Annotated in this window: 11 protein-coding genes; 5 read left to right on the forward strand and 6 right to left on the reverse strand. The window is 68.5% G+C overall.

Annotated elements, in window-relative coordinates:
• Nucleotides 1–128: 128 nt before the first annotated feature.
• Nucleotides 129–2606 (forward strand): GAF domain-containing protein, encoded by a 2478-nt coding sequence (locus F0U60_RS12940; protein ID WP_395818700.1) that lies wholly within the window; start codon nucleotides 129–131, stop codon nucleotides 2604–2606.
• A gap of 1 nt (nucleotide 2607) precedes the next feature.
• Here F0U60_RS12940 and F0U60_RS12945 read toward each other — a convergent pair whose 3' ends face one another.
• Both F0U60_RS12945 and F0U60_RS12950 read right to left on the reverse strand, forming a co-directional pair.
• Nucleotides 2608–5043 (reverse strand): PAS domain S-box protein, encoded by a 2436-nt coding sequence (locus F0U60_RS12945; protein WP_395818702.1) that lies wholly within the window; start codon nucleotides 5041–5043, stop codon nucleotides 2608–2610.
• Nucleotides 5040–6572, reverse strand: coding sequence for an ATP-binding protein (locus tag F0U60_RS12950; protein ID WP_395818706.1), 1533 nt, complete (start codon nucleotides 6570–6572; stop codon nucleotides 5040–5042). Before F0U60_RS12950 ends, F0U60_RS12945 begins: the two co-directional genes overlap by 4 nt.
• A 308-nt stretch (nucleotides 6573–6880) precedes the next feature.
• Here F0U60_RS12950 and F0U60_RS12955 point away from each other — a divergent pair, with 308 nt between their 5' ends.
• The 3 genes from F0U60_RS12955 (at nucleotide 6881) to F0U60_RS12965 (ending at nucleotide 9685) form a co-directional block, all read left to right on the forward strand.
• Nucleotides 6881–7177 (forward strand): type II toxin-antitoxin system RelE/ParE family toxin, encoded by a 297-nt coding sequence (locus F0U60_RS12955; RefSeq protein ID WP_395818708.1) that lies wholly within the window; start codon nucleotides 6881–6883, stop codon nucleotides 7175–7177.
• 100 nt (nucleotides 7178–7277) lie between these two features.
• Nucleotides 7278–9350 (forward strand): ATP-binding protein, encoded by a 2073-nt coding sequence (locus F0U60_RS12960; protein ID WP_395818712.1) that lies wholly within the window; start codon nucleotides 7278–7280, stop codon nucleotides 9348–9350.
• The gene (locus tag F0U60_RS12965) at nucleotides 9323–9685 is read left to right on the forward strand and encodes a response regulator (RefSeq protein ID WP_395818715.1); all 363 of its coding nucleotides are present in this window, start codon (nucleotides 9323–9325) and stop codon (nucleotides 9683–9685) included. The genes F0U60_RS12960 and F0U60_RS12965 overlap by 28 nt, the downstream gene beginning before the upstream one ends.
• A gap of 57 nt (nucleotides 9686–9742) precedes the next feature.
• On the opposite strand, the gene F0U60_RS12970 is transcribed toward F0U60_RS12965, so the two are convergent.
• From F0U60_RS12970 to ruvX, 4 genes are all read right to left on the reverse strand, one after another.
• Entirely contained in the window at nucleotides 9743–10561 is an 819-nt protein-coding gene (locus tag F0U60_RS12970; protein ID WP_395818718.1) for a YsnF/AvaK domain-containing protein, read from the reverse strand.
• A 219-nt stretch (nucleotides 10562–10780) separates the two neighbouring features.
• Complete coding sequence (locus tag F0U60_RS12975) at nucleotides 10781–11734, reverse strand: hypothetical protein (protein WP_395818720.1); 954 nt, start codon at nucleotides 11732–11734, stop codon at nucleotides 10781–10783.
• 163 nt (nucleotides 11735–11897) lie between these two features.
• A complete protein-coding gene (mltG, locus tag F0U60_RS12980; protein WP_395818722.1) occupies nucleotides 11898–12968 on the reverse strand; it encodes an endolytic transglycosylase MltG in 1071 nt (356 codons plus the stop codon).
• Complete coding sequence (gene ruvX / locus F0U60_RS12985; protein ID WP_395818725.1) at nucleotides 12969–13424, reverse strand: Holliday junction resolvase RuvX; 456 nt, start codon at nucleotides 13422–13424, stop codon at nucleotides 12969–12971.
• A gap of 172 nt (nucleotides 13425–13596) precedes the next feature.
• Between ruvX and F0U60_RS12990 the strand changes: the two genes are divergently transcribed.
• Nucleotides 13597–14709 (forward strand): hypothetical protein, encoded by a 1113-nt coding sequence (locus F0U60_RS12990; protein ID WP_395818727.1) that lies wholly within the window; start codon nucleotides 13597–13599, stop codon nucleotides 14707–14709.

Consider the following 14709-nt stretch of genomic DNA (forward strand, 5'->3'; position numbering starts at 1 on the left):
CCCTTGGCTGCCTCCTGGTGGAGTTGCCGTGAGGAAGGCATGGCCGGGGCCCGTGTGTTCGTGCGACAACACGAGACGCCGGGTTCTGGAATCCTCCAGCACGAGCACTCTTCACGAACACCCAGGCCATGACGTCCGCCGCATTGCTTCCCGAGCCGGCAGCCCCCACGGATCAAGCGACCATCCTGGTCGTCGATGACAGTCCCAACCAGCTCGTTGCCATCCAGGCGCTCCTCGCGCCCCTGGGCCAGCGGGTGGTGACGGCGTCGTCGGGTGGGGATGCCCTGCGGCTGCTGCTCGAGATGGACTGCGCCGTCGTCCTCCTGGACGTGCACCTGCTGGACATCGACGGCTTCGAGGTGGCGCGCTTCATGCGCGAGCGGGAGCGGACGTGCCGCACGCCCATCATCTTCATCTCTGGGCTGACGGCCGACGCGCACTTCACTACCCGTGGATACTCCATGGGCGCGGTGGACTTCCTCTTCAAGCCGTTCGACCCGCGGGTGCTGCGCGCCAAGGTGGAGGTGTTCGTCGAGCTGTACCTGCACCGCGAGCGGCTCAAGCTCCAGGCGGAGCGCGAGAAGGCCGAGTCCGAGCGCCTGCGGTTGTTGAGCCTCCTGACGCAGACGCCGGCGGCCATCGCCATCACCCGGGGGACGGACTTCGTCTTCGAGTTCGCCAACCCCCTCTACCAGAAGGTGGTGGGCCGTTCCGTGCCCCTGGGCAGGCCCCTGCGCGAGGTGATGCCGGAAGTCGTCTCGCAGCCGGGGGTGATGGAGGCGCTCCGGCAGGCGATGCGCACCGGCGAGCCCTTCGTGGGCCGCGAGATGCTCATCGTGCTCGATCGGCACGGCAACGGCGTCCTGGAGGAGGCCTTCTTCGATCTCGTCTACCAGCCGCTCCGGGACGAGCAGGGCGAGGTGGAGTGGCTGCTCACCCACGCGGTGGAGGTGACGGAACAGGTGCGCGCGCGCCGCAAGCTCGAGGAGCGTGAGCATGCGCTGCGCGAGAGCGAGGGCCGCTTTCGGTTGATGGCGGAGGCCGGCGAGCTGCTCTCCTCCCTGGAGGACCGCACCGTCCTGCAGCGGTTGGCCGAGCTGGTCGTGCCGCGGCTGGCCGACTGGGCGGCGGTGGATCTGCTCTCCGAGACGGGCGCGGTGGAGCGGGTCGCCGCGGTGCACAGCGAGCCTGAGAAGGCGGAGCTCGCCTTCGAGATCGCCCGCCGCTGGCCCATCGACCGAACCTCCCATGGGGGAATTGGCCAGGTGCTGCGCACGGGAGAGCCCCTCCTGATTGAGCACATGTCGGACGAGCTTCTGCCCCGTCTGGTCCGGAGCGAGGACCACCTCCGCCTGGCCCGGACGCTGGGGTTCAAGTCGTCGCTGTGTCTGCCCCTCGTGGCGCGCGGACGGGTGCTGGGGGCCCTCTCCCTGGTGCACGCCGAGAGCGGCCGGCGCTTCAGCGAGAAGGACCTGCCTTTGGCGCAGGAGCTGGCCCGGCGCGCGGGGCTCGCGGTGGACAACGCGCTGCTGTACCGCGAGGCGCGCGAGGCCCAGGGGCGTGCTTCCCGGCTCCAGGCCGTGGCGGCGGCGCTGTCCCGGGCCGCGACTCCCGCGGAGGTTGCACGCGCCATCCTCACCGAGGGGCTCCAGCAGGTGGGCACCCACGCGGGCCTTGTCTATTGGCGTGAGCCCGAGGGGTCCCTTCGCGTGCTCCATGACGTGGGCTACTCCAAGGAGCTCGTCCGCCGCGTGCGTCACCTCTCCGCGGAGGACCGGATGCCTCAGCTCGACGCGGTGCGCACGGGGGAAGCCCGCTGGTTCTCCTCCACCGAGGAGCTCCTGGCGGACTACCCCCAGATGGCCGCCGTGTTGTCCTCCTTCCAGGCCCGCGTCGCGCTGCCCCTGCGGGTCGAGGGGAACAGCCTGGGCTGCCTGTGGCTGTCCTTCCAAGACAAGCGGCCCTTCTCGCCCGAGGAGCGGAACTTCCTCACCGCCCTGGCGCAGCTGTGCTCCCAGGCCCTCGAGCGCGCGAGGTTGCTCGCGGTGGCGCGCGAGCAGGCGGAGCACATGCGGCTGTTGGCCGACGCGGTCAAGACGTTCTCGGAGGCCGGAGGAGACGTGGAGGCGTCCGCGCGGGCCCTGGTGCGGCGCGTGTCGGAGTCGTTCGGGGATGCCTGTGCCCTGCTGCTGGGTGACGAGGTCTCGGGGGGCGTGACGTTCTCCGCCATGTACCACCCAGATCCTTGGGCACGCGCGCTCCTCCAGGAGACGATCCGTGGCACCTACGAGCGCGAGGAGGGGCCGGCCCTGCGCGTGCTGCGCACCGGCCAGCCGCTGCGGGTGTCACGCGTTCGCCAGGAAGGGTTGCTCGAGTCGCTGGAGCCCCAGGTGCGTCCCTTCGTTGAGTGCTTCGGCCTGCACGGCGTCCTGATCGTCCCCTTGCGCGCGCAGGGGCAGATCCTCGGCACCCTGGGGGTGTTCCGCTCGCGGCCGGACTTGCCCTTCACCCCGGAGGAGCAGGCGCTCCTGCAGGAGCTGGCTGACCGGGCCGGCCTGGTGGTGTCCAACGCGCGGCTGCTCGCGCGGGCGAACTCCGCCCGGTAGCTCAGGCCTGGTGTCGGGGCAGCCGCACCGTGAAGGTGGTGCCCTCGTCCTCGGTGGATTGCACGTCGAGGGTGCCACCATGGCCGAGGACGATTTGCCGGGTGATGTAGAGGCCCAGGCCCAGGCTGCCCCGGCCCTCTCCGGCCTCCTGTCCTCGCTGGTAGGGCTCGAAGAGCATCGTCCGCAGCTCGGAGGGGATGGGGTCGCCCTCGTTGTGCACCTCGAGGCGGACGTCCTGGCCCTCGTCCCAGGTGGACACCCGCACGGGCGTGCCCGCGGGGCTGTGCTGCAGGGCGTTGCCCACCAGGTTGGTGACGACCTGGGCCAGGCGCCCCTCGTCCCATTCGCCCCGGCCATCGCCGTGGGCGTGGAAGGTGATGTGCCGCTCGGGCCAGGCGAGCTGGACCTCCTCCACCACCCGATGGACGTGTTCGTGGAAGTCCAGCGGCGCGGGCTGAACGGGGATGCCGCTCACGCGCGCCTGGGTGAAGTCGAGCAGGTCGCAGATCATCCCGCTGGCGCGCTCCGCCGCGGCGTAGATGCGGCTCACTGCCTTCGTGGAGCGCTCGTCCACGTCCTCGCGCTTGAGCAGGGCAGTGGCCGACAGGGTGATGGCGTTGAGCGGGTTGCGCAGATCATGGCTGACGATGGCCACCACGTCCTCGCGGACTTTGATGGCCTCCTGGGCCTCCTGGTAGAGGCGCGCGTTGTCGATGGCCACGGCCGCGCGGTCTGCCAGCCCCTTGGCTATCTCCAGGTCCGCGTTGAAGTCACCGGTATGGGGACTCGTCCAGGCGAGGTTGATGATGCCGAGCTTGCGGCCTCGGGCTACCAGGGGGACGAGCGCCACGGACTTCGGGCCGAGCGCCTCCAGGTTGGCCCGGTGCTCCGCGTTGCGAGCGGCGGCATCCAGCCACCCGGGGGTGATCTCCGGGATGACCACGGCGTTGCCGCTCTCCAGGGCGCGGGCCACGGGGCTGTGGCTCCCCAGCAGGGGAGGGTAGGGCCGTGAGATCTCCAGGAGGACCTGCTTCTCCGGCGCGCGGGCCGCCATCTCCAGGCGGTGCAGCCGCCCGTCCTCGCCCAGCAGATCCACCATGCAGTAGTCGCACAGGTGCGTCACGGCCAGCGAGGCGAGTCGCCTCAGGGTCATGTGCACGTCGAGCGACTGGGACAGCACCGTCCCCACCTCGATGAAGAAGGCCTGGGTGCGCTCGGCGCGCTTGCGTGCGGTGATGTCGCGCACCAGGCCCGTGAAGAGTCGGCCCTGGGGCAGGAGCGTCTCACTGATAGAGAGCTCCAGGGGGAAGACGCTCCCGTCCTTACGCCGGCCCTCCACCTCGCGCCCGATGCCGATGACCTTGCGCACGTCTGTGCACATGTAGCTGTCTATGTAGCCGTCGTGCTCGCACCGGTAGGGCTCGGGCATGAGGGTGCTGACGTTGCGGCCGATGAGCTCCTCGGGCGCGTAGCCGAAGATGCGCGTCGTGGCCGGGTTGACGTCCTGGATGAGGCCTCGCTCGTCGATGGTGATGATGCCGTCCACCGCCGTCTCCAGGATGGCCTGCAGCCGCTGGGTCGTCTCGCGCAGGGCCTGCTCGGCGCGCTTGCGTTTGGAGATGTCACGGGTGACGTCGGAGAAGCCGCGCAGCACGCCGTGCTCGTCGCGCAGGGCGGTGATGACAGCGTCCGCCCAGAAGCGGTGGCCGTCCTTGTGGATGCGCAACGCTTCGGTCCGGCAATGGCCGTGGGTGGCCGCGGCCTGGAGGCACTTGTCGGGCACTCCGGCGGCGACGTCCTCGGGCGTGTAGAAGCGGGAGAAGGACTGGCCGAGCACCTCCTGCGCCGAGTAGCCCTTGATGCGCTCGGCGCCCACGTTCCAGCTCATGACCCGGCCCTCTGGGTCGAGAATGTAGATGGCATAGTCCTCCACGCCCTCCACGCCCTCCACGAGCAGGCGGAAGCGCTCCTCACCCCCCAGCAGGGTCTGCTCGTCGTGCTGGCGGGTGTACTCGACCACGCTCTCGGCGACGCGGGTGGTGAGGAAGGCCGACAGCGCGCGCACCTCCCCCAGGGTGACGCGCACGTTCGTCTCCTCCACCAGGTCGAGGATGCACTCGCGCAGCACGTGGTACTCGCGCATCAGCTCCCGCACGTCGAAGCCCCTGCGCAGGCGCCAGGCCCCATGCGCCCGAGTCATGGGGTTCCACTCCGGCACCGGGCGGTCCCCCGTGGCCTCGTGCTGGCGCAGCACTGCGGTCATTTCCCACAGCTCGTCGCTGATATGGTCCTCCAGCTCGCACCGCGTCCGCTCCTCGGGCGCGAGCCCCCGGCGCAACCGCTCGGTCCAGCGCTGGATGATGTCCGCGTGCCGTTCCTCCAGCAGCTCTGCGAGGGAGGGGGACGAGGGCTCCGGCGGTTGCGTCTCGAGGTTCACGGCCGCCCTTCCTCCTCGGGGGGCCGCAGCGGCAGTTCCACGGTGAAGAGGGCTCCCTCCCCAGGCTTGCTCTCGACGCTCACCGTGCCGCCCATGGCCTCGATGCTTCGCCGAGTCATGTAGAGGCCCAGCCCCAAGCCCCCATAGTGCCGCTCTGACACCCCACGCTCGAAGCGGTCGAAGACGCGCGGCAGGTGCTCCGGCGCGATGCCGATGCCCTCGTCACGCACCGTCAACCTCGCCTTCTGTTCCCCTTTCATGACGTGGATGTGGATGGGCCTGCCGGCGCCATACTTGAGGGCGTTGGACAGCAGGTGGACCAGGGCCTGCTCCAAGCGCAGCCGGTCCCAGCGGCCTGGCACCTCGCAATTCGCCTCCAACTTCACGGTGCAGCCGGCCCGTGCGGCCTCGTCCGCGAGCCGAACGGTGATCTCTCGCACCACCGTGCACAGCTCCACGCTCTCCAGCTCCAGCTGGAGCCGTCCTTCCGAGAGGTGGGTCACATCCACCAGGCTATTCACCAGGGTCGTCAGCCGCTTCACCTGCCGGCGCATCACCTCGAGCTGCTCAAGTGCCCGGCGGGCGAGCTGGGCCCCCGGCCAGCCCCGAGCGTCATTTCCGAGCGACTGCAGCCGGAGCCCCAGCGTGGTGAGGGGTGTGCGCAGCTCGTGCGCGGCCACGGTGAGGAACTCGTCCCGGATGCGCACGGCTTGCTGGAGCTCCCCTAGGAGCCGCGCGTGCTCCTCCCTCGCGCGGTGACTGGCGGAGATGTCGGTGTTGGTGCCAATCCACTCCAAGATGGAGCCATCCGCGTTGTGGACGGGGGCTCCGCGCGCCAGGGTGGGGGTGTAGCTCCCATCGGGCCTCCTCAACCGGTACTCCACCGTGTAGAGCTCCCGGTGGTGCACGGCTTGCCTCCAGGCCGACCGTGCCCGGGTGCGATCCTCGGGATGGATGGCGTCAACCCAACCTGAGCCCAGGCTCTGCTGCGGCGTCTGGCCAGTGAAGGCCCTCCAGGTGGGGCTCTCCTCCACCAACTCGCCGTGGGCATCCGTCGTCCACACCACCTGCGCGGTGGCCAGCACCAGCGCGCGGAAACGTGCCTCGCTCCTGTCGCGCGCCATCTCGGCGCGCCGCCACCCGGTGATGTCCTGGACGGCAGTCCCCAGGGCGATGAGGGCGCCGGCCTCATTCCTCACAGGGTAGTAGTGGGCGAGGAAGTGCTGGGCCTCGCTGGGGCGGGGGGCGGCCCAGCGCGTGAGCACGGAGTTGAAGATCGGCTGGCCCGTGGCCAGGACGTGCTCGAGCGACTCCACCACTGCCGGGGGAATGGCCGGGAGCACCTCCTGGATGGACCTGCCGATGTGCAGCTCGGGCGGGAGGCCATTCATGGCGGCCAGCATCTTGTTGATGCGCAGGTAGCGCAGGCCTTCATCCAAGAAGGCGATGCCAATGGGGGCGTCCCAGAACGCCTGCCCATCCCAGGGAGAAGCCTCGAAGGTGCCAGGGTGCATGGACAGCGGGCTCATGGGGGAGATCCCCTCATCAGGTCATGCGTGGAGCCGCCCCTGTCTCCAGGCAAGCTCCGGGTCGTGGGAGGCCGTCCGTCATGGGACACACTCAGGAGGCTCCCCCCGTACAGGTGGCCATTGCCCACCCCGGAAGCCCAGACCCTGGGGTGAGCTGCGCGTTCCATCCCCCTGCTCCCTCGGGGTCTCGGCGCCAGGGGGAGTCCGTAAATGTTTCCGATTCCTGACTGTAGGAACGTCAGTCACCCGGGGGGGTGCCCGGGTAAGTGTTGAAACCGACAGATGATCGGATTGGCCTGGCACGTGCAATGGCTCAGCCCGGAATGCGGCGCCCCGAGAGTCTCAATACCTACAGCGTGGAAGTCAGTCCCTCTGCCTGGAAGCAGTTGGCGCACCTGCCGTTGGAGAGCTACCAACGCATCCGCCAGGCGTTGGACGGCATCGCGGCCCAGTTGAGGGCGCCCACGCCGGCGCCCCTGCCGAAGAAGGAAGCCGAGCCTCTCATCATCCGCTCCCTCTCTTTGGAGGGGTACCTCGCGATGTACGAGGTGGACACCGTGCGTCGGCGCCTCACGCTCCGGGAGATTGTCCGTACCCGTCCTTGAAGCCCACCCTCTGCTCCCCTGGCTACCCTGCGTGCCGAGGAGCAGGAGTTGGCGAGGGGCCGCTGAATCCACAGCGTGGCGAGCGTTTGCACTCTTCGCGATGGTCAAGCACGAAACCCAAGGGGTGGGAGAAGAGCGATTGCGCCTCGGCGCCTTCATCCGGGAGCACCGCTCCCGCCTCCTTGAGGATTGGGAGCGGGCGGTGCGTCGACTTCCCTATGCCCAGGGGCTCTCGCGGCCCCGGCTCCTCGATCACCTGCCAGATCTGCTGGAGCGGATCGCCTGTGTGGTGGAGACCGTGCATACGGGCGAGCACCAGACGCTCGAGCAGATGCCCGAGGTGCATGCCCTCGAGCGGCTGGACTCGGGCTTCGACCTGGACGAGGTCGCGGAGGAGTACGCGCTGCTGCGCGCCTGCATCCTCCAGCTCTATGGCGAGCACGTCGAGGCAGCCGGCGCGGCGAGCATGGCGGTAGCGATGCGCGAGGTGGTGTCCTTCAACCGCACGTTCGACGAAGCCGTGGCCGCGGCCGTCTCACGCTATGCCCGCGCGCGCGAGCGCACGTTGGTGGCGTTGGATCGCATCTCCGAGGCGGCGCTCGGGACGGAGGACCTGACCACCTTCCTGCCGAAGCTGCTGCGCGTCATGCTGGAGACCACCGAGGCGGTGGACTCCGTCTCCCTGCTGCTGCGTGAGGGGGACGTCCTCCGGGTGCGCTCCTCCGTGGGGTTGGAGGAGGAGGTGGCCTCCGGCTTCAGCCTGCGGGTGGGGGAGGGCTTCAGTGGGCGCATCGCGGCCGAGCAGCGGCCCATAGAGCTGCGCTCGGCGGCGACGGAGCCGCTGGTGAAGAGCGAGCTCATCCGCGCGCGGGGGACGCGTGCGCTCTACGGAGTCCCGTTGATGTTCGGGGAGGAGGTCATCGGCGTCGCCCACATGGGCAGCCGCACCGCCTTCGAGTTCTCCAACGAGGACAAGCTCCTGTTCCGGGCGATGGTGAGCCGAGCCACGGGTCTCATTGTGCAGGCCTCGCTCGCCGCCAGCGAGCGCGCCGCGCGGGAGAAGGCAGAGGAGACGCTGGCGCTGCTGGACGCGCTGATGGGAGCGGCTCCCGCGGGGTTGGCCCTGTTCGACACAGAGTTGCGCTACGTGCGCATCAACGAGGCGCTGGCCGCCCACAACGGCCCCCCCGTGGAGGCCCACCTGGGCAAGCACGTGAACGAGGTGATTCCGGAGAGTGGGCCGGCGCTGGAGCCCATCCTGCGGCGAGTCTTGGAGACGGGTGAGGCCTCGAGGGGCCAGGAGTTCAGCGCCGCGCCGGCCAATGAGCCGGGCGTCATCCACCACTGGGTGGGGGACTATTTCCCGGTGCGCGCGGCGGACGGGAGGATGCTCGGGGTGGGCGGCGTCGTCATGGACATCACCGAGCGCAAGCAGCAGGAGGAGCGGCTGCGCCAGACGGCGGAGTTCCGTGAGCGCTTCCTGGGCGTCGTCTCCCATGATTTGCGCAACCCGCTCAACGCCATCCTGCTCTCGGCCAATACGCTGCTTCGGTTGGAGGGTATTCCCGCGACGCATACGAAGGTGGTGCGCCGCATCGTCACCAGTGGGGAGCGGATGGCGCGGATGATTGGCGAGCTGCTCGACTTCACGCGAGGGCGGCTGGGCGGCGGCATCCCCATCCATCCCCGGCCCACCAACCTGCGTCACCTCTGCCGCCATGTGTTGGAGGAGCTGGAGATCAGCCACCCGGGGAGGGAGCTGCGGCTGGCGGCGGACGGTCACTTCCTGGGCGAGTGGGACCCGGATCGGCTCGCGCAGCTGGTGGGAAACCTGGGCAAGAACGCGCTCGACTACAGCCCCGCGGAGACGCCGGTGGACTTCACCCTCCAGGACGAGGGCGACACCGTGAGCGTGGTGGTGCACAACGAGGGGCGGCCCATCCCGCGCAAGCTGATGACGGGCATCTTCGAGCCCTTCCGGCGGGCGGTGGAAGGCGATGCGCACCCGACCTCGGGCCTGGGGCTGGGCCTCTTCATCGTTCAACAGATTGCTGAAGCCCACGGCGGGAGCGTCGAGGTGCACTCCCACGAGGGTGATGGAACTACTTTCACCGTGCGGCTACCCCGGCACGCCGCAGGCTCCATATGGCCACACTCTCCAAGCCCATCGTGATCGTCGAGGACGACCCGGACATCCGGGACGCCATCCATGCGCTGTTGACGGAGGAGGGCTATACGGTTGTCGTCGCCCCCAACTGTCTGGAGGCCCAGGCGGTGCTGCGGTCCCTGGAGAACCCCTGCATCGTCCTGCTGGATTTGAGGACGTCGCTGCTGCATGGCGAACAGGCCATGCACGAGCTCCGTCGGACGCTGGCTGCCCACTCCGTTCCCGTCATCGTCGCCACGACTGTGCTCGAGTGGAGCGCTCGGCTTGAAGCGCAGGTGGTGCTCAAGAAGCCGTTCAGGGTGGACGCGTTGCTGAAGGCCGTCGAGGCCCACTGCGGCTGACAGCCTGGAAGGGAAGGCCACCTCCTGTTTCCGGGAAGTGGCCTGGGGTTGTTCCTGTCACGAGCGGCGCAAGGTGGGATCATCAGGGTTGAGGTTGAGCGAGCGCGTGTCCTCTTCTCCGGACGTGCGGATGTCGACCTCCTCGTGGCGCAGCGGCTCTGCCACCCGGCGCTCCTCCTCGATCTCGTCCTTGCGGATGACGACCTCCTCCGACACCACGGGGCGCTTGTGGACTTCCACCTCCTCAGCGTGCAGGGGCACCACCACCGTCTCGTCCTGGAAAGAGGCGTTCATGGCGGGCCGCTCCGGGGCGACGTCGCGGCGCTCCACGCGCACGCGCTCGCGGCGTACCGGGACGCTCACCGTCTTCACCTCCTCGACGACCTCCTTCTGGACGCGTACCTCACCGGACTGGACGTCCCGCTTGCTGACGTCCATCTCCTCCTTGTGAATGGGGACGGCCACTTCGTCCGAGCGGCGGCCTTCCCACGAGCGCTCCGTGCTGGCGGCGCTCATGCTCGTATCCGCTCGGAGATCCGAGGTCACCGTGCTCGGTCCTACGTCCGAGGCGACCGCGCTCGTTCCCAGACCGGTGGTCGCGCCCAGCCCCACGCCGGAGATTGCTCCCGTGGGGGAGGCCGTCCTGTACGTGTCCTGGTCGGATAGACGGAGGAGTCCCTCGCGGCCGTGCGTGAGGATGATCTCCCCGTCGCGAATGTCGGAGATCTCCTCGTACCGCACGAGGTAGTCCTTCGGGAAGAAGATGCCTTTCTCGATGTGGAACGCATCATCTCCCAGGGCGAACACCTTGCCGAGCTTCTCGCCGTCGAAGCTGCGGACCGTCATCCCTTCCTTCAACTGACTGCGCTGGAACATGGCTGCCTCCTGTGGGTGGTGGGCACTGGGGCACCGCGGGACGTGCCGCCACCCTGACGACACGCTGCGGTATCCATGCGTCACGATGAGTCGTGTCGTCCTTGGAGGCAGATAAGGGGGTGAAGCATGCCCGGCTGCATCACGGCCCGGGTCTCGGCCCGGAACCATGAGAATCCGGGCAACGCTCGGTTCAGCGCGCCCACGTCCAGCCGCAGGTGCCTACGGGTACACCTCGCGACGCGGAGGTGGCAACCCGCCCTCGGGTGGACTCGTCACCACCGCGCCCTCCGCGTAGATGCGCTGGCGTTTGCTCACGCCCACCGTGCCACCGAGGATCGCCGAGATGAGCCCCAGGAAGAGGGCGCCGAAGACACCCCAGAGCGCCTTGCCGGTGACATCCGCCGCCTTGAGCGCGCCTGTCTGCACGGACTGGACTGCCTGACCCGCCTGGCCCTGGAAGGTCTTGAACTGGGTCTCCACGCGACTGGCGACCTCCTCGGCATCCGCGCGCGACAGGGGCGTGTTCTCGGCGATGGAGCTCACCAAGAGCTGCCGGTCGAGCCGGCCCTGCTGCACCGCCGTCCGCACCACGTCTCGAGTCGCGGCCTCGAGCTGGCTCGCCGTCACCGGAGGATTGCCTTGGGCTTGCAGGCGCTCGTTGATGGGGCGCAGGGCGTCATTGGCATCGAGTCCGAAGCTCTGCGCCACCTGACCCACGCCTCCACCCTGAGAGGCGCCTGCCGACACCGCTGACCCAGTGGCCTGGACGGCCGACTTCCCCACGGAAAGCAGTCCACCTGCCAGGGTGGAGACCAGGTTGCCCAGCAACCAGAGGCCCACGAGCGTGGTGAGCCCCCACATGACGAGCCCATGCATGCCTCCGCTCGATTTCGTCTGGGCCCCTGAACCGCGCCCGGCCACGACGCCGCCCACGAAGAGGGCGATGAGCGGAGAGATGATGCTCCAGATGCCAGTGAAGATGCCGGAGGACCTCGCGCTCCCGGTGTCCTGCGGATTGATGGAGGACAGGCCCAGCGCCAGGCCGAGTGCGTAGAGCAATATCCAGAGCCCCAGCGCCGTCACCGCCCCGGCGAAGATGGAACCCCAGCTCACCCTCACCGGAGGGCCTGCCAGGAGTTCCACGCCTGCCTTCTGTTGTGTCGCCGTTGCCATGATCCACCTCGTGGAAGAAGGGGATGTATCCCCCGCCCTCCAAAAGTGGACACCCCGGCTCGAACAGGGAGCATGCCTCCAGCTCGCGCTCTCTCGTGCGCAGAGGTGACGGAGGCCACCGCGTCTCCCTGGTGCCTCGGTGGCCGAGGCGTGCGGAGGATGGCTAGTTCGCGCCGCCTGCCCGCTGCCGACGCTTGGCGCGGAAGAACTCCACCTGCCACTTCTCCACGGCCGCGTTGTGGCACTCCAGGGTGGGGCAGAAGATATGGGTGCCGTCGTTGCGCGACACGAAGAAGAGGTCCTCGCAGTCCAGCGGATGGAGGGCCGCTTGGATGGCCGCAGCACCAGGGTTGGCGATGGGTCCCGGCGGCAACCCCACCGTGGTGTACGTGTTGTACGGGTGCGGCGTCTCCAGGTCCCTCTTGGTGATGTTCTTCGAGTACACCCCGCGCAGCAGCTTCATGGCGTAGATGACCGTGGGGTCCGTCTGCAGCTTGATGCCCTGGCGCAGCCGGTTGTGGAAGACACACGCGATGCGAGGCCGCTCCTGGGGCTGCCCCGTCTCCTTCTCCACGATGGAGGCCAGCGTGAACGTCTCCAGCAGCGAGAGCTTCACCCCTGACTTCCGCTGCGCGTCTGCCTTCCGGTACTCCTCAAGCGAGCGCTCCACCATGCGTGCGAGCACTCGCTCCTCCGTGGCGTTGCGGGTGAAGGTGTACGTGTCCGGGTAGAGGAAGCCCTCAATGGAGGAGGCGGGCACGCCGGCCTCGCGCAGGAAGCGCGGGTCGGAGACGAGCTGCTCCAGCTTCTTCTGCTCCAGCTTCAGCTCCGAGCCGGCGAGGATGGGGAGGATCTCCTCCACGCGCAGGCCCTCGGGGACGGTGAAGCGGTAGACCTTCACCTTGCCAGAGGCGAGCAGCTCCACCACCTGGGCGGGGGTGAGGGTGCCTTCGAAGAGGTACTCACCGGCCTTGAGCTTGGGACCCGCCTTCTCGCGGCGGATGAAGAGGTAGAGGAGCTCCGGATCCGTGACGACGCCCGCGTCCGCCAGCATCTGGGAGAGCGTCTTCGGACCGGTGCCAGTGGGCACGCTGACGGTGACGCCTTCCTGGGGCAGGGTGACGGGAGTGGCGGCGAACGCGGTGATTCGCTGCTCGCGGCGCAGGTACCAACCGCCCGCGGCGGCAGCCGCGAGCACCACGAGGACGAGCAGGGCGAGGAGGGCTTTCTTCACTTACGGCTCCGGGTCGTAATCGTCGTCATCGAACGCCCCCGAGGGCGGGCGCCGGGCATCGAGCCACCCCTGGAGGATGAACTGGGCGGCCATCTGGTCGATGACCTCGCGGCGCTTGGCGCGCGACAGGTCCGCCTCGAGCAGGGTGCGCTGGGCGGCCACGGTGGACAGGCGCTCGTCCCATAGCTCCACGGGGAGGCCCGTGGACTGGGTGAGCACGTCCACGAACTTGCGAGTGGCCTCGGCGCGAGGGCCCTCGGAGCCATCCATGTTGAGGGGCAACCCAACGACGAAGCGCTCGGCCTCGTACTCGCGCACCAGCTCCGCGAGTGCGGCGAGGTCCGCTTTGAGGCTGGTCCGCCGGATGGTCGTCACGGTCTGGGCGGTGAGGCCCAGGGCGTCCGAGGCAGCAACGCCGATTGTCTTGGTACCCACGTCGAGGCCCAGGGTGCGCATGCGCGGCGGAATCTAACCGCAATCCCCCGCTGTGGACCGTCCCGTCCGCGAGGAAGGACCGTGCCCGCTCGGTGCTCGGGCTAACTCGCTGAATTCGTTGGTGTCGTGCCCAGGCCGGGGTCGGCACTGCCACTGCAATTCGTCGGGCGCGGAACACGACGAAGGAGAAACCATGAGTGATTTTCTGAAGGGATTGGGCAATGCCCTGGGGGGAGTGACGAACCTGCTGTCGGGTGGTGCGCTCATCGACATGGCGGGCAGTGCACTGGGGCTCCCGCCGGCCATCACCAACGCGGCCAAGGTGGCGGTGGGGGCGGTGACGGGCAATGTGATGCTGGCGGCCGATGGCGCGATGGGGCTCGCGCAGGAGCTGACCAAGAATCCGCCGGCCACCACCGAGTACAGGGCGCCCAAGGATGAGCAGCGCGCCTGCGAGGGCTACGCGAAGCCGCGGCACGGCTCCTCGGCGGTGGAGACGAGCGGCTCGCGCGAGTCGTGTGGCGTCAACGGGGGCAGCCACCTGGACCCCAAGATGAACGACTACCTCCATTCGTTGCAGACGCTCGAGCAGAACTTCCGCTACCTCGACGCGACGGACGGGAAGCTGGACGGGTCGCTGTCGAGGGCGGACCTGAAGCGCATCTCCGAGGACTCGCGCGTGTCTCCCGAGCTGCGCAAGGCGGCCCGCTTCCTGGTGGACAACCCGGGCTACTTCGAGCGGCTCGACACCTCGTTCAGCGGCTTCAAGGGCGGTGTCGCGGGGGTGCTCAAGGACATCAAGAACGACGATCGCATCACCCTGAACAACGTGCAGGGAGAGATCAACAAAGTGAAGGCGGACTACGCGCAGTACGGGGAGCCCGGGAGCGTGGGGTCGTCGTCGGGGTCGTCCTCGGGTTCGGTGCGCCCCGGCAGCTCCTCTGGCACGTCGTCGTCCTCGGGCGGTCAGGCCAGCTCGAGTGTCCGGGGCATCATCAACGACCCGAGCATGAGCCTGGAGGAGAAGATCGAAGCCATCCTCATGGCGCTCACGGAGAAGCTGGACAACGAGATCCTCCAGACGATGGATGACCTCGCGGCGGCGCAGGACGCCAAGGCGGGCATCTCGAACGAGAAGGGCAACGAGAAGAAGGCCGCGGACGCGGACCGCAACATCGAGAAGATCAACCTGCGGCTGCAGAAGCTCATCGAGAAGCGGAAGAATATGTTCGAGATGATGAGCACGCTGTCCATGAAGTTCAACGAGATGGCGAAGACGGCCCTCTCCAACATGCGGAGCGCGTAG

Origin of the sequence: Archangium minus, assembly GCF_044360475.1 — a bacterium.
GTDB classification, from domain to species: domain Bacteria; phylum Myxococcota; class Myxococcia; order Myxococcales; family Myxococcaceae; genus Archangium; species Archangium minus.

Excerpts from the sequence above, each read along its gene's own strand:
- F0U60_RS12975 (WP_395818720.1), bottom strand. The coding sequence starts at position 11,734 with ATGGCAACGGCGACACAACAGAAGGCAGGCGTGGAACTCCTGGCAGGC.
- F0U60_RS12990 (WP_395818727.1), top strand. The coding sequence starts at position 13,597 with ATGAGTGATTTTCTGAAGGGATTGGGCAATGCCCTGGGGGGAGTGACG.
- F0U60_RS12970 (WP_395818718.1), bottom strand. The coding sequence starts at position 10,561 with ATGTTCCAGCGCAGTCAGTTGAAGGAAGGGATGACGGTCCGCAGCTTC.
- F0U60_RS12955 (WP_395818708.1), top strand. The coding sequence starts at position 6,881 with ATGGCTCAGCCCGGAATGCGGCGCCCCGAGAGTCTCAATACCTACAGC.
- F0U60_RS12950 (WP_395818706.1), bottom strand. The coding sequence starts at position 6,572 with ATGAGCCCGCTGTCCATGCACCCTGGCACCTTCGAGGCTTCTCCCTGG.
- ruvX (WP_395818725.1), bottom strand. The coding sequence starts at position 13,424 with ATGCGCACCCTGGGCCTCGACGTGGGTACCAAGACAATCGGCGTTGCT.
- F0U60_RS12960 (WP_395818712.1), top strand. The coding sequence starts at position 7,278 with ATGGTCAAGCACGAAACCCAAGGGGTGGGAGAAGAGCGATTGCGCCTC.
- F0U60_RS12940 (WP_395818700.1), top strand. The coding sequence starts at position 129 with ATGACGTCCGCCGCATTGCTTCCCGAGCCGGCAGCCCCCACGGATCAA.
- F0U60_RS12965 (WP_395818715.1), top strand. The coding sequence starts at position 9,323 with ATGGCCACACTCTCCAAGCCCATCGTGATCGTCGAGGACGACCCGGAC.